The sequence below is a fragment of the Candidatus Collinsella stercoripullorum genome (genome assembly GCF_027669965.1).
Classification (GTDB): domain Bacteria; phylum Actinomycetota; class Coriobacteriia; order Coriobacteriales; family Coriobacteriaceae; genus Collinsella; species Collinsella stercoripullorum.
The window spans coordinates 1-14,539 of record NZ_JAQECM010000024.1 but is presented as its reverse complement, the minus strand read 5'-3'; the positions used below and the strand labels follow the sequence as shown (position 1 = coordinate 14,539).

11 protein-coding genes are annotated in these 14,539 nt (G+C 68.7%); all 11 read left to right on the top strand.

Annotation, left to right across the window (positions count from 1 at the left end; genetic code table 11):
• The first annotated feature begins 5 nt into the window (after positions 1 to 5).
• Positions 6 to 386, top strand: a complete 381-nt coding sequence (locus PHA29_RS06275; RefSeq protein WP_270405238.1) for a diacylglycerol kinase family protein — start codon at positions 6 to 8, stop codon at positions 384 to 386.
• A gap of 167 nt (positions 387 to 553) precedes the next feature.
• Positions 554 to 1,504 carry a GTPase Era gene (era, locus tag PHA29_RS06270; protein ID WP_408612032.1) on the top strand — a complete coding sequence of 317 codons (951 nt, stop codon included), beginning with the start codon at positions 554 to 556 and terminating at the stop codon, positions 1,502 to 1,504.
• Positions 1,505 to 1,508: 4 nt separating this feature from the next.
• Positions 1,509 to 2,261 carry a DNA repair protein RecO gene (recO, locus tag PHA29_RS06265; RefSeq protein ID WP_270405237.1) on the top strand — a complete coding sequence of 251 codons (753 nt, stop codon included), beginning with the start codon at positions 1,509 to 1,511 and terminating at the stop codon, positions 2,259 to 2,261.
• Positions 2,262 to 2,453: 192 nt separating this feature from the next.
• Positions 2,454 to 4,283 (top strand): NAD(P)-binding protein, encoded by a 1,830-nt coding sequence (locus PHA29_RS06260; protein ID WP_270574484.1) that lies wholly within the window; start codon positions 2,454 to 2,456, stop codon positions 4,281 to 4,283.
• A complete protein-coding gene (locus PHA29_RS06255) occupies positions 4,277 to 6,019 on the top strand; it encodes a [FeFe] hydrogenase, group A (protein WP_270848690.1) in 1,743 nt (580 codons plus the stop codon). Before PHA29_RS06260 ends, PHA29_RS06255 begins: the two co-directional genes overlap by 7 nt.
• Before the next feature lie 231 nt (positions 6,020 to 6,250).
• The gene (locus PHA29_RS06250; protein ID WP_270848689.1) at positions 6,251 to 7,006 is read left to right on the top strand and encodes a transposase; all 756 of its coding nucleotides are present in this window, start codon (positions 6,251 to 6,253) and stop codon (positions 7,004 to 7,006) included.
• Between the two features lie 140 nt (positions 7,007 to 7,146).
• The gene (locus PHA29_RS06245; RefSeq protein ID WP_270405233.1) at positions 7,147 to 8,460 is read left to right on the top strand and encodes an NCS2 family permease; all 1,314 of its coding nucleotides are present in this window, start codon (positions 7,147 to 7,149) and stop codon (positions 8,458 to 8,460) included.
• 258 nt (positions 8,461 to 8,718) lie between these two features.
• Entirely contained in the window at positions 8,719 to 8,997 is a 279-nt protein-coding gene (gene rpsO, locus PHA29_RS06240) for a 30S ribosomal protein S15 (protein ID WP_270405232.1), read from the top strand.
• Between the two features lie 145 nt (positions 8,998 to 9,142).
• A complete protein-coding gene (locus PHA29_RS06235) occupies positions 9,143 to 11,395 on the top strand; it encodes a polyribonucleotide nucleotidyltransferase (RefSeq protein ID WP_270848688.1) in 2,253 nt (750 codons plus the stop codon).
• A gap of 280 nt (positions 11,396 to 11,675) precedes the next feature.
• Positions 11,676 to 13,352 carry a ribonuclease J gene (locus PHA29_RS06230; RefSeq protein ID WP_270575340.1) on the top strand — a complete coding sequence of 559 codons (1,677 nt, stop codon included), beginning with the start codon at positions 11,676 to 11,678 and terminating at the stop codon, positions 13,350 to 13,352.
• A gap of 1 nt (position 13,353) precedes the next feature.
• On the top strand, positions 13,354 to 14,539 hold a 1,186-nt coding region (locus PHA29_RS06225), incomplete at its 3' end, for a DNA translocase FtsK 4TM domain-containing protein (protein WP_270848687.1).

The window sequence follows — 14,539 nt, the reverse complement described above, 5'->3', positions numbered from 1 at the left end:
GAGCCATGATCCCCGGATCCGATAGGGACCACCCGTCCTTCCTGCGCTCGTTCGGCTACGCCATCGAGGGGTTCGTCACCGCGGTGCGCACCGAGCGCAACATCAAGGTCATGCTCGCCCTCGGCGCCTGCGCGGTCGCGGCGGGCATCGTCTTGCGCATCGACCTCTTGAGCTGGTGCCTGGTCGCCCTGTGCTGCGGCCTCGTCATCTTCGCCGAGCTCGTGAACACCTCGATCGAGGCCGTCGTCGACCTCGCCACCGACGAGTTCCGCCCGCTCGCCAAGCGCGCGAAGGACATCGCCGCGGCGAGCGTCTACACCCTGTCCATAACCGCAGCGATCGTCGGGGTCATCGTGTTCGCCCGCGCGCTCGGTCTCATCGCATGACCTGCAAGGAGGAACCCATGGAAGACCTCGAGAGCCCCGGTGCCGCCACCCCCGCGACGGATGCCGGCGCCGTCCGGGTCCCCGACCCCGACCGGGAGGACCCCGGCATCGACGAGATGGAGGAGCACGATCCCTTCGCCGGCATGACCGACGAGGAGATCGACGCCATGGCCGGCGAGGCCGGCGGCATCGGCGCCGAGCTCGGTCTTTTGGCCGACGACACCCCCGATGGGTTCCGCAGCGGGTTCGTCGCGCTCGTGGGGCGCCCCAACGCCGGCAAGTCCACCCTGCTCAACGCCTGCATGGGGGAGAAGGTCGCCATCACCTCGCCCGTCGCCCAGACCACCCGCCGCCGCATGCGCGCCGTGGTGAACCGCGAGGGCTACCAGCTCGTCTTCGTCGACACCCCGGGGATCCACAAGCCCAAGGACGGCCTCGGCAGCGAGCTCAACCGCAGCGCGCTCGCGGAGCTCTCCGACGTGGACGTGGTCGCCCTGCTCATCGATGCCTCCGCCCCCATCGGGCGCGGCGACGCCTGGGTCGCCGAGCGCGTGCGCGCCTCGTCGGCGGTGAAGATCCTCGTCCTCACCAAGGCCGACCGGGTCGACCAGGCGCGCATGGTCGAGCAGCTCGAGGCGGCCCGCGCGCTCGTCGACTTCGACGACGAGATCGTGGTCTCGTCCACCGAGGGCTTCAACGTCGAGCCGTTCATCGAGCTCGTCTCGCGCTACCTCCCCGAGGGCCCGCGCTGGTTCCCGCGCGGCATGGACACCGACACCGACGACGCGACGCTCGTCGCCGAGTTCGTGCGCGAGAAGGTCCTGCTGCGCACGCGGGAGGAGGTCCCGCACTCGGTGGGCGTCCTGTGCGACTCCTTCGAGCGCTCGAGCCGCCTCGTGCGCGTCCACGCGACCATCTTCGTGGAGCGCGAGGGACAGAAGGGCATCCTGATCGGGAAGCGCGGCGAGATGGTCAAGCACATCGGCACCGACGCCCGCCACGACCTCGAGCGGCTGTTCGGCCGCAAGGTGTACCTGGAGCTCGCCGTGCGCGTGAGGCCCGGCTGGCGCGACGACCCCGTCGAGATCCGCCGCATGGGGTACGCGTTCGAGGAGTGATCCGGTGGCGGGCAGTCGCACCTACCGGGTTCGCGCCGTCGTCCTGGACAAGGTGAAGCTCAAGGAGACCGACCTGATCCTCACGCTGCTCTCGGAGGACGGGCGGCAGGTCCGCGCGGTCGCCAAGGGCGCGCGCAAGCCCGGCAGCCGTCTGGCCGCCCGGTGCGAGCTGTTCTGCACGGCCGACCTGCTGCTCGCCCGGGGGCGCAACCTCGATGTGGTGTCGCAGGCCGAGCTGCTGTCCGCGCCGCTGGGGGCGGGCGCGACCTACGAGCGGCTGTGCGCGGCGAGCAGCATCGCGGAGCTCGCCCGCTACTGCAGCTACGAGGACTCGGAGGACCCCTTCGTCTACGCCATCTGCGAGCGCGCCCTCGCCTGCGCGGGTGACGCCTCGGTCGACGAGGTCCACCTCGACCTCGTCGTGGCCGCCTTCGCCTTCAAGGTGCTCGCGCACCTGGGCTACCGCCCCGTGCTCGACTCCTGCGTGATGTGCGGCGACGGGGCCGTGAGCTCGTTTTCCGCGCAGGCGGGTGGCCTCATGTGCGCGAGCTGCGCGTCGGGCGTGCCGGGCGCCGAGCAGCTCGACGCAAACCAGGTGTCGTGGCTGCGCTCCCTGCTCGCCCTGCGCTTCGACGAGCTCGCCGCCGCGCCGGCGGACGGGCCCACCGCGGCCTTCCTGCTCGCCCTCGCCCATATCTGGGCGGCCACTCACCTCGACGCGCGCCTGCGTGCGCTCGAGTTCATGCTCGGCCGGTGACGCGGCGGGGCATCGGGCGGCCGCGCCGCCGGCGGGGCGGCCCGCCGCGGGGTCCGCGACCTTCCCGGGTTCTCCATGATTGCCCCACGAGCGCGCCGTCTACGCGGCGATACGGCCCGTCCGGGGATTGGTCGGTTCAGAAAAACCCTCTCCTGTAATAAAAATTTATCAGGCTATAAGAGGGGAGATTCTATGGCACGACTTCATGTCATGGAGCGCAGCCATGCGCAGGCCGTGATGGACGACCTGCACGACGCGCTCGGCCGGCGCCTCGCGGCTCGCTCGCTCGCGCCGTGTCCGGTGGAGTTCACGGCGGCGCTCGTCAACCTGTGCGCCACCCAGAGCTGCGGCAAGTGCACGCCCTGCCGCGTGGGGCTCAGGGCGCTTTCGGACCTGCTCGAGGACGTGCTCGCCAACCGGGCCACGATGGAGACGATCGATCTGATCGAGAAGACCGCGAACACGATCTACCTGTCGAGCGACTGCGCGATCGGGTACGAGGCCGGTTCGATGGCGCTCATGGCCGTGCGCGGGTTCCGCGACGACTTCGAGCACCACGTGCGCGAGCATGCCTGCGGCTTCGCGGAGAACGAGCGCGTCCCGTGCGTCGCCGGCTGCCCGGCCAACGTCGACATCCCCGGGTACATCTCGCTCGTCGAGGCCGGCCGCTACACCGATGCGGTCAGGCTCATCCGCAAGGACAACCCGCTGCCCATCGTCTGCGGGCGCGTATGCGAGCACCCCTGCGAGATGCACTGCCGCCGCGGCATCGTCGACGACCCGTTGAACATCCTGGCGCTCAAGCGCTACGCGACCGACCATATGGAGCACGATTACCGTCCCGTCATGGCGGAGCCGACCGGCAGGCGCGTCGCCGTCATCGGCGGCGGCCCCGCCGGCATCAGCTGCGCGTACTATCTCGCGCTCATGGGCCATACGGTCACGATCTTCGAGCAGCGCAAGCACTTGGGCGGCATGCTGCGCTACGGCATCCCGAGCTACCGCCTGCCGCGCGAGGACCTCGACCAGGAGATCCAGTGGATCCTGGACTGCGGCATCGAGGTCGAGCTCGAGCACGCGGTGGACGGCGCCGAGCTCGAGCGGATGCGCGGCGACTTCGATGCGGTCTACCTCGCCATCGGTGCGCACAACGACAAGAAGCTCGGCCTTCCCGGCGAGGATGCCGAGGGCGTCGTCTCCGCGGTCCAGATGCTGCGCGCCATCGGCGACGGCGAGATGCCCGACTTCTCGGGCGAGCGCGTCGTGGTCATCGGCGGCGGCAACGTCGCGATGGACGTCGCCCGCTCGAGCGTCCGCCTGGGAGCCGAGAAGGTCATCATCGCGTACCGCCGCCGCATCTGCGACATGACGGCGCAGGATGCCGAGATAGCCGGGGCCGAGGCCGAGGGGTGCCAGATCATGGAGCTCAACGCCCCCGTGCGCATCGAGACGACCGACGACGGCCGGGTCGCCGGCGTGGTCGTCCAGCCGCAGATCATCGGCGCGCCCCGCCGCGGGCGCCCCGCGCCCCGTGCCGCCGCCGCTCCCGAGCAGCTCATCGCCTGCGACCGCGTGATCGTGGCCATCGGCCAGGACATCGATTCCGCCCCGTTCGAGGCCATGGGCGTGCCGTGCTCGTGGGGCCGCATCGTGACCGATTCCGACGGCGCCGTGCCCGGTTTCGAGGGGCTGTACTCGGGCGGCGATTGCCAGACCGGTCCCGCGACCGTTATCCGCGCCATCAACGCCGGTAAGGTCGCGGCCGCCAACATCGACCGTCACCTCGGGTTCGACCACAACATCGAGCTCGACGTCGAGCTGCCGCCCGTCCAGTTCAAGGGCAAGCGCCTGTGCGGCCGCTGCGAGCTCAAGGAGCGCGACGCCGCCGAGCGCATCGGCGACTTCGAGATGGCCGAGATCGGTCTCACCGAGGAGGAGGCGCACCAGGAGGCCTCGCGCTGCCTGCGCTGCGACCACTTCGGCTTCGGCGCGTTCCGTGGGGGGAGGAATTTCCAGTGGTAAATCTGATCATCGACGACCGCGAGGTCGAGGTGCCCGAGCACACGACGATCCTGGACGCGGCGGCGAGCGCGGGCATCGAGATCCCGACGCTGTGCTACCTGCGCGACCTCAACGAGGTCGGGGCGTGCCGCGTGTGCGTGGTCGAGGTCGAGGGCATCGACCAGCTCGTGGCCGCATGCAACAACTACGTGCTCGACGGCATGGTCGTGCGCACGAACAGCCGCAAGGCGCGCATCGCGCGCAAGGCGAACGTCGAGTTTTTGCTCTCGCAGCACGACTCCGAGTGCACGAGCTGCGCCCGTTCGGGCAACTGCTCGCTGCAGAGTCTGGCGAACGACCTGGGGATCACCGACCTGCCGTATCCCAAGCATCTCGAGGGGTTCCGCTCCGACCCCGCCTTCCCGCTCATCCGCAACAACGACAAGTGCATCAAGTGCCTGCGCTGCATCCAGATCTGCGAGAAGGTCCAGGCGACGGGCGTGTGGGACCTCACGAGCCGCGCGAGCCACGCGTCGGTGAACGCGGCGGGCGGCAAGGAGCTCTCGCAGACCGACTGCGCCCTGTGCGGTCAGTGCATCACGCATTGCCCGACCGGAGCCCTGCGCGCCCGCGACGACACGGAGCGCGTGTTCGACGCCCTGGAGGATCCGGAGAAGATCTGCCTCGTGCAGATCGCCCCGGCGGTCCGCACCTCGTGGGGCGAGTCCCTCGGCCTCACCCATGAGCAGGCGACCGTCGAGCGCCTGGCGAGCGCGCTGCGCGCCATGGGCTTCGATTACGTGTTCGACACGAACTTCTCGGCGGACCTCACCATCATGGAAGAGGGCTCCGAGCTGCTCGAGCGCATCGAGAAGGCGGGCGAGCCGGGCGGGGAGGATATCAAGTTCCCGATGTTCACCTCGTGCTGCCCCGGATGGATCCGCTACGTGAAGTCGCACTATCCGGAGCTGCTCGACCAGGTCTCGACGTCCAAGTCCCCGCAGCAGATGTTCGGCGCGGTCGCCAAGACCTACTATGCCCATGCGCTGGGCGTGGACCCCTCGAAGATCTTCAGCGTGTCCATCATGCCGTGCGTCGCCAAGAAGGCCGAGGCCGCGCTGCCGACCATGGTGGGCGAGACCGGCGACCCCGACGTCGACGTGGTGCTCACGGTGCGCGAGGTCGACCGCATGATCCGCGCGTCGCACATCGACGCGGGCGCCCTGCCCGAGCAGGAGCTCGACCAGCCGCTCGGCGTCGGCACGGGCGCGGCGGTCATCTTCGGTGCGACCGGCGGCGTCATGGATGCGGCCCTGCGCTCCGCCTACTTCCTCGCGACGGGCGAGAATCCCGACCCCGACGCCTTCTCCGGCGTGCGCGGCCTCGACGGCTGGAAGGAGAAGACCTTCGATCTGGCCGGCACCCCGCTGCGCGTGGCCGTGGCGCACGGTCTGGGCAACGCCCGCAAGCTTATCGAGGCGCTTCGGGCCGGCGAGGTCTCCTACGACTTCGTCGAGATCATGGCGTGCCCCGGCGGGTGCGTGGGCGGCGGCGGCCAGCCCATCCACGACGGGTGCGAGCTCGCCGGCGAGCGCGGCGACGTGCTGTGGGGCCTCGACGCGCAGGCGCCCATCAGGTTCTCCCACGAGAACTCGAGCGTGAAGCTCGTCTACGATGACTTCCTCGGCCATCCGCTCTCCGAGCGCGCCGAGGAGCTTCTCCATACCGACCATACCGCTTGGTCGATGGGAAAATAGGGACAGGCACTTTTTTCCCACGTACCGCGGCCGGGGCGATCGTCCCGGCCGCGGTCTGCTTGGCGGGAAAATAGTGACAGGCACTTTTTTCCCGCTGCATACGGTATGGCACATCCGCAGGGCGGGCATAAGAATCCAACCCTCTTCCGTGCACGCCTGGAATCCCAGGTCGGCTTCGTGCGGCGATCCGACCTCATGGGAGTTGTGAGCCGAAGGGAAGGGGGAGTCGCCATGAGGACCGCACGGAAGCGCTCCGAGACCGGGTACTACCATGTGGTGAACCGCGGCAACAACAGGCAGGCGATCTTCGGGGACGATGCCGACCGGTTGAAGTTCCTGGATCTCCTCGATCGCGGCAGGCGGGAATTCGGTTTGCGCATCATCGCATGGTGTCTGATGGGCAATCACGTGCACCTGCTGCTCGATGATGCGGAAGGCCGGCTGAGCGCGTTCATGCACAAGGTTCTCGGCGGGTATGCCTTCTACCTGAACGCCCGCCGCGGGCGCGGCGGGCATCTTTTCCAGGGGAGGTTCTTCAGCGATCCCATCGAATCCGACGATCGCCTGCTGGAGTGCGTCCGCTACATCCTCAACAACCCCGCCTATGCGGGCATCTGCCCGGCCGGCGCGTATCGGTGGAGCTCTTACGCCGAGTACGCGGGGGAGCGGGAGCCCTTTCTCACGGATACGTCGACCGTGCTCGATATGCTCGGGAGCACGGAGCTGCTCACCCGCTTCATAGCCGATCGCGACCGGTGCATCTATGCATTCGAGGGCGGCAGGTACCTGCCGGACGATGAGGCCCGGCGTCTGGCGGCCGCCGTTTCGGAGCGCTTCGGCACGACCTTGGACGAGGTGCACGCGTTGCGCGCGCCCACACGAGGCGAAGTGATACGGGCTTTGAGCGCCGGGGGCCTGAGCTATAAGCAGATCGGGCGCCTGTGCGGCATCAGCTCCTCCGCGGTCGGCAGGGCCGTGGTGGGATAATAGTGCCCGTCCCTGGCGGGAAAATAGTGCCTGTCCCTATTTTCCCAATGCATTTCATAGGTTTGATTCCATGCAAGGCGTGCTAGAGTGGATAAGGCGTCCCTGGCGGGCGCTTTTGCTGTTTCGAGGGAGAGGAAAGCATGGACCAGTTCTTCAAGATCGGTGACCGCGGGTCCTCGGTGGCAACCGAGCTGCGCGCGGGTCTCACCACGTTTCTCGCCATGGCCTACATCATCGTGGTCAACCCGCTCATCCTGGAGGCGGGCGGCGTGCCCGTCACCGCTGCGGTCACGGCCACCTGCGTCGGCGCGGGCATCATGACCATCCTCATGGGCGTGTGCGCCAACCGACCGCTCGCGTGCGCCTCGGGCATGGGCATCAACTCGATCGTCGCCTACACGCTCTGCGGCTCGATGGGCCTCGGCTGGCAGACGGCCATGGCCGTCGTCCTCATCGAGGGCATCGCCATCCTGCTGCTCGTGCTCTGCGGCCTGCGCGAGGCCATCATGGAGGCCATCCCGGTGTCGCTCCGTCGCGGCATCTCCATCGGCCTCGGCCTGTTCATCGCGATGATCGGCCTGAAGGACGGCGGCATCATCCTGGCCAATGCCGACACGCTCGTGTCGCTCGGCAGCGTGACCGATCCGACGTTTCTGGTCGGCGCCATCTCCATCGTGGCGACGGTCGTCCTGTACTCCATGAAGGTCAAGGGTGCGCTGCTGTGGGGCATCGTGATCGCAGCCGTCTGCGGGATCCCGCTGGGCGTCACCCAGACCCCCGCGGGCATCGTCGCCCCGCTCGATTTCTCGACCTTCGGCGCCCCGTTCATGGCCGACGCCGACGGCGTGATGGGCCTTGTCAAGGCGGTCTCCACCCCGACGATCCTGCTGTTCGCCTTCTCGCTCATGATGAGCGACTTCTTCGACACCATGGGCACCGCCATGGCCGTGGCCAAGCAGGGCGAGTTCCTGACCGAGGACGGCAAGGTCGAGGACATCAAGCCGATCCTCATCGTCGACTCCGCCGCGGCGGCGGTGGGCGGCATCATGGGCGCCTCGTCCATCACGACCTTCGTCGAGTCCGCCTCGGGTGCCGCAGACGGCGGCCGCACCGGCCTCACCTCGGTCTTCACCGGCGTGCTGTTCATCCTCGCCGCGTTCCTCTCGCCGCTCATCTCCTGCATCAGCTCGGCCGCGACCTGCGGCGCGCTCGTGTTCGTCGGCTTCCTCATGATGAGCGACGCCGTCATGGTCAAGTGGGACGACGTGCTCGAGGGCTTCCCGACGTTCATGATCATCGCCGGCATCCCGTTCACCTACTCGATCTCCAACGGCATCGGCCTCGGCTTCATCACCTACATCATCGTCGCCGTGGTGACCGGCCGCGCGAAGTACGTGCGCCCGCTCATGTGGGTCGCGGGCCTCGCGTTCCTGCTGTACTTCCTGCTGCTGTAGCCTCAGGGCCCCGCTTCGCGTTCCGCACGGCGCCCGCAGGTCTCCTGCGCGCCGTGCACGCGCATGACGTTGGGCGCCCGCCTCCGGCCGGTATGTCGGTCCCGCGCGGTTAGTGCAGGTCTGGTGAAGAGGCGGACCTGTGGTATCATACGTCGCTGTTGGTACCTCGACCTTGGTTGCCCGCTCCACCGGCGGCTACCCAGATCGGGGCGAATCTACGCCGGGGCGCGATCCCCGGTTCTGACGAAAGGTGTTCACATGACCATCTCCAAGGAGCGCAAGGCCGAGCTCACCGCTCAGTTCGGCAAGAACGGCGCCGACACCGGCAACCCCAAGGTCCAGGTCGCCATCCTGACCGACCGCATCCGCGAGCTCACCGAGCACATGAAGTCCCACCCGAAGGACTTCCACACCCGCCGCGGCCTGCTCATGCTCGTCGGCCGTCGTCGTCGCCTTCTGTCCTACATCAAGAAGAACGACATCTTCGAGTACCGTGAGCTCATCAAGCAGCTCGGCATCCGCGATAACATCCAGTAGAGATTCGTGCATGCAGGAGCCCCCGCGGGGGCTCCTTTTCATGTAGGGGCCCGCGACCGCTGGTCCTACACCGCCGGACCCGCCGTGCCGGATCCGGCCAGAAGAAGTCCCGCACGCAAAGGGGCGTGCGGAGTTGAGGAGAGAAATGACACTCGTATCCAAGACCTTTGAGCTGTACGGCAAGACCTACACGCTGGAGGCCGGCGAGCTCGCCAAGCAGGCGACCGGCGCCGCGCTCGTCAAGCAGGGTGACACCACCGCCCTCGTGACCGTCGTCGTGTCCAAGGAGCGGAAGAACTACGACTTCTTCCCCCTGACCGTCGACTTCAACGAGAAGATGTACGCGGCGGGCCGCATCCCCGGCGGCTACCTCAAGCGCGAGGGCCGTCCCAGCGAGAAGGCCACGCTCACCGCGCGCATGATCGACCGCCCCATCCGCCCGAGCTTCCCCGACGGCTTCCGCAACGAGGTCCAGATCGTGGCGACCTCGCTCGTCGCCGACCAGGTGAACCCCATCGACGTCATCTGCACGATGGGCGCCTCCCTCGGCCTCACCCTGGGCGGCGTGCCCTTCGAGGGCCCGCTCGCATGTGTCCGCATCGGCCGCGACACCGAGACCGGCGCCTTCATCGTGAACCCCACCTACGAGGAGCGCGAGGCGTCCGACCTCGACCTCGAGCTCGCGGGCACCCGCGACTTCATCTCCATGGTGGAGGCCGGCGCCGACGAGGTGACCGAGGAGGACATGCTGGCCGCCATGCAGTTCGGCCAGGAGGCCATCGGCGCGTTCTGCGACGCCCAGCTCGAGTTCGTCGCCGAGTGGGAGCGCGTCAACGGCCCCATCCAGCCCAAGGAGTACATCCTCGACCAGCCCGTCCCGGAGGTCGAGGAGCGCATCTTCGCCCACTACGACGAGATGTACGCCGCCCTCTCCGACGCCGACAAGCTCTCTCGCATCGCGCATGTCGAGGAGCTGAAGGAGCGCATCCGCGCCGAGTTCAGCGAGGAGGAGCAGGCCGCGTGGGAGCGCGAGATCCCGGTCAACCTCAAGAAGCTCGAGAAGAAGGCCATGCGCAGCATGGTCGTCGAGACCGGCGAGCGCGTCGACGGCCGTGCCGCCGACGAGATCCGCCCCATCATGGTGAAGGACTCCTACCTGCCGCTCGTGCACGGCTCCGGCCTGTTCCAGCGCGGCCAGACCCAGGTGCTGTCGGTGCTCTCGCTCGGGATGCTGAACGAGGGCCAGCGCCTCGATACGATCGAGCCGGTCGAGGGCAAGCGCTACATGCACCAGTACAACTTCCCGCCCTTCTGCACGGGTGAGACCGGTCGCATCGGCGCCCCCAAGCGCCGCGAGATCGGTCACGGCAACCTCGCCGAGCGCGCGCTGCTCCCGGTGCTGCCCGATGAGAACGAGTTCCCCTACGCCATCCGCGTGGTGTCCGAGGTCATGGAGTCCAACGGCTCCTCGTCCATGGCGTCCACCTGCGCGAGCTGCCTGGCGCTCATGGACGGCGGCGTGCCGCTGAAGCGCCCCGTGTCCGGCATCGCCATGGGCCTCATCCAGGAGGAGGGCAAGACCGTGGTCCTGTCCGACATCCAGGGCATCGAGGACTTCCTGGGCGACATGGACTTCAAGGTCACCGGCACCGAGCGCGGCATCACCGCGCTGCAGATGGACAACAAGGCCACCGGCCTCACCTTCGACATCCTGGCCCGCGCGCTCGAGCAGGCCAAGGCCGGCCGCGCGTTCATCCTGGGCAAGATGCTCGACGTCATCCCCGCCCCGCGCGAGACCACGCGCGAGACCGCGCCGCGCATCACCACGATCACCGTCCCGGTCGATAAGATCCGCGAGGTCATCGGCAAGGGCGGCGACGTCATCCGCGGCATCCAGGACGAGACCGGCGCCTCCATCGACATCGAGCAGGACGGCACCGTCTACGTCGGCGGCGTCGGCGAGTCCGTCGAGCAGGCCATCGAGCGCATCAACCTGATCATCAAGGAGCCCGAGGTCGGGGAGGAGTACACCGGCCGCGTCGTGACCATCCAGTCCTTCGGCGCGTTCGTCCGCCTCTTCGGCAACAAGGACGGCCTGCTGCACATCTCGCGCGTGGCCAACGGCCGCGTCGACCGCGTGGAGGACGTCCTCAACGTGGGCGACGAGGTGCGCGTGAAGGTCATCGACATCGACGAGAAGGGCAAGGTCTCGCTCGACCGCCTCGACAAGCCCGAGGCGCCGGCCGGCTCCGGCTCCGACGAGGGCTTCAAGGGCAACCACCGCGAGCGCCGCGAGCGCGGCGACCGCCCGGGCCGCCCGCGCCGCGACCACGGCGACCGCCCGCGCCGCCCCGGCGACAACGGCGGCCGCACCCCGCGCCGCCATCACGAGGGGTAAGCCGACTCCGTGAGAGCAAGGGACCCCCGGATCCTCCTCGACGCGCCCGATGCGCGTCCGAGGCGGGCCGGGGGTCCCTCCCGTTTTCACCCGTCCGCGTTCCGCTGTTCGTGTGGGGACGGGTCCCGGAGTGTATTTCCCGTCGCTCCAGTTGGTACAATTCACTATCCATGTCCATGCCCGTGCCCATTCGCGGCGCGCGGCATCTTTTTTGAACGGCACGGCGGCGCTCTTCGCCGCCGATCTGATACGCGACGAAGGAAAGGAACCACACCACCCCATGGCATCCACAACCAAGAAATCCGCACCGCTCAAGATCATCCCCTTGGGCGGCCTTGACGGCATCGGCAAGAACATGACCGTGTTCGAGTGCGGCGACGACATGGTGCTCGTCGACGCCGGCCTCATGTTCCCCGACGACTCCCAGCCCGGCATCGACCTGGTGCTTCCCGACTACACCTATGTCCTGGAGAACGAGGAGAAGCTCCGCGGCATCGTGGTCACCCACGGTCACGAGGACCACACCGGCTCCCTGCCGTACCTGCTCCAGGACCTCAACAACAAGGTGCCCATCTTCTCGAGCAAGCTCACCCTGGGCTTCATCGAGGGCAAGCTCTCGGAGTTCCGCATCCGCGCGCCCAAGTTCCGCGAGGTGCACGGCGGCAGCCATGTGAACCTCGGCTGCATCCAGATCGACTTCTTCTCCATGACGCACTCCATCCCCGGCGCGCTGGGCGTCTTCATCCGCACCCCGCAGGGCACGGTCATGCACACCGGCGACTTCAAGCTCGACCAGACCCCGATCGACGGTGTCACGCCCGACTACGCCGCCATCAACAAGTTCGCCAAGCAGGGCATCGACCTGCTCATGTCCGACTCGACCAACGCCACGCGTCCCGGCTTCACCAAGTCCGAGGCCGAGGTCGGGCCCTCCCTGTACGCCGCGATCAAGAACGCGCCGGGCCGCGTCTTCGTCGCCTCGTTCTCCAGCCACATCCACCGTCTGCAGCAGATTTGCGACGCCGCGCGCTCCTGCGGGCGCAAGATCGTGGTGACCGGCCGCTCCATGCTCACCAACACGCGCGTCGCGCGCGAACTCGGGTACCTGCAGATCCCCGAGGAGGACATCATCGACGCCTACGAGATCGACAACCTCCCCGAGGACCAGATCGTCGTCATGTGCACCGGTTCCCAGGGCGAGCCGCTCTCCGCGCTGTCTCGCATGGCCAACGGCGAGCACAAGACCCTCTCCATGCACGAGGGCGACACGGTGATCATCTCCGCCACGCCGATCCCGGGCAACGAGAAGGGCGTGCAGCAGGTCGTGAACAGCCTGGCCAAGATCGGCTGCGACGTCTACGACAAGAACCGCACCCTCGTGCACGTTTCCGGCCACGGCAGCCAGGAGGAGCTCAAGCTCATGCTGGCCATGGCCAAGCCCTCCTACTTCATGCCGGTCCACGGCGAGGCCGTCCACCTGCGCGCCCATGCCTCGCTCGCGCGCAAGATGGGCATCCCGTCCGACCGCATCTTCGTGCTCGACAACGGCGACTCGCTCGAGATGCGCGCCGGCAAGGTGCGCCGCGGCGCGTCCGTCGAGTCCGGCGTGGTCTACGTCGACGGCCTGCGGATCGGTGACACCGACCCCATCGTGCTGCGCGACCGCCAGAAGCTCGCGAACGACGGCATGGTCACCGCGGTGGCCATCGTCTCGCTCAAGCGCAAGCGGGTCGACGCGATCGAGTTCTCCGGCCGCGGCGTCTCCTTCACCATCGACGACGAGTTCTCCGCCGACGCGTCCGCCTCGATCATGAAGATGATCGAGAAGGGCAAGTTCAACTTCACGAGCAGCGGCACCGACGCCCTGCGCAAGGCCGTGCGCGACTCGCTGTCCAACTTCATCTGGAACCGCACCCGCACCCGCCCGATGATCATCCCGGTCGTCATGGAGGTCTGACGTGGCGTCGACGGGCAACAGGAGCAAGGGCTCGAAGGGGAAGGGGAAGGGCCGCGCCGCGGGCGCCGCGGCGGCCCCCCGGTCCCTGCGCGCCAACGAGGCGCGCGCAGCGCAGCAGGACGCCCCTGCCGCGCCGCTGCTCGCCGCCGGTTCGGGGCGCGATATCGCCGGCGTGGTGCTCGCCATCGTCGCCGTGGCGTCCCTCATCGCCGTGGTGTCCCCCTCCTCGGCCCCCGTCGCCGCCGCGCTCGCCGGCTTCTTCCACCTGGGCTTCGGCCTGGGCGGGTACGTCGTCCCGCTCGTCATGCTCGCGGCCGCCGCGTTGCTGTTCATAGGCGGCGAGGCCCCGGTGACCGCGCGCACGGCCGCGGGCGCCGCGCTCATCTTCTGCGCCGTGCTCGCCATGCTCTCGCTCTCGGTGCCCGGCACCGAGGTCTCGACCGCGGCGATGTTCGACGAGGCGCGCCTCTCCTCGAGCGGCGGCTACCTCGGCGCCTTCGCGGCGAGCGCGCTGCAGGGGGCGCTCGGCAAGACCATCTCCTACGTCGTGCTGGTCGGTGCGGTGGTGCTCGGTCTCGTCATCATCGGCTTCTCCGTGGGCGACCTCGCCCGCGGCATCGCCGAGCGCGCCGAGCGCTTCGCCCAGCGCCGTCACGTCGACATCAACGAGAGCCCGTGGGGCGACGCCCCGGCGGCCCCCGCTGCCCGTCGCGCCGTCCCCGAGGCCGCGCAGGCGCCCCTGTTCGACGAGGGCGCCGCGCAGACCACCTACCTCGGCAACCGCACGACCACCCTGCTCGACCACGAGGACGACCCCAAGGGGGAGGACCCGCTCGTCGACGTGTCCGACCAGCTCGCCGCCGAGCGCGCGAGGACCGTGCTCATCCCGGTGAAGGACCGCTACGCGGAGGCAGCCCCCGAGGACGCGCCCGCACCCGAGCCCCCCGCCCCCGCGAGCCGTCGGACCCGCCGTCCCGCCGCCGCATCCGAGCCGGCCGCATCCGCCGAGCCCCATATGGAGCCCCAGGACGTCCTCCCGTGGTCCGAGCCCGACACCGATCCCGATCCCGCGGGCGGCACCTCCGCCGCGGAGGAGCCCGCGCCCGAGCGCCTCGTGAAGACCGCCGAGGGCGAGCGCCCCGTGCCCGCGTTCCTGCGCCAGGCGGTGGGGGAGGGCCCGCGCCCCG

What these genes read in the sequence shown, in the direction of transcription:
- PHA29_RS06275 (WP_270405238.1), top strand. Translation starts at nt 6, where the DNA reads ATGATCCCCGGATCCGATAGGGACCACCCGTCCTTCCTGCGCTCGTTC.
- era (WP_408612032.1), top strand. Translation starts at nt 554, where the DNA reads ATGGCCGGCGAGGCCGGCGGCATCGGCGCCGAGCTCGGTCTTTTGGCC.
- PHA29_RS06260 (WP_270574484.1), top strand. Translation starts at nt 2,454, where the DNA reads ATGGCACGACTTCATGTCATGGAGCGCAGCCATGCGCAGGCCGTGATG.
- PHA29_RS06250 (WP_270848689.1), top strand. Translation starts at nt 6,251, where the DNA reads ATGAGGACCGCACGGAAGCGCTCCGAGACCGGGTACTACCATGTGGTG.
- PHA29_RS06245 (WP_270405233.1), top strand. Translation starts at nt 7,147, where the DNA reads ATGGACCAGTTCTTCAAGATCGGTGACCGCGGGTCCTCGGTGGCAACC.
- rpsO (WP_270405232.1), top strand. Translation starts at nt 8,719, where the DNA reads ATGACCATCTCCAAGGAGCGCAAGGCCGAGCTCACCGCTCAGTTCGGC.
- PHA29_RS06235 (WP_270848688.1), top strand. Translation starts at nt 9,143, where the DNA reads ATGACACTCGTATCCAAGACCTTTGAGCTGTACGGCAAGACCTACACG.
- PHA29_RS06230 (WP_270575340.1), top strand. Translation starts at nt 11,676, where the DNA reads ATGGCATCCACAACCAAGAAATCCGCACCGCTCAAGATCATCCCCTTG.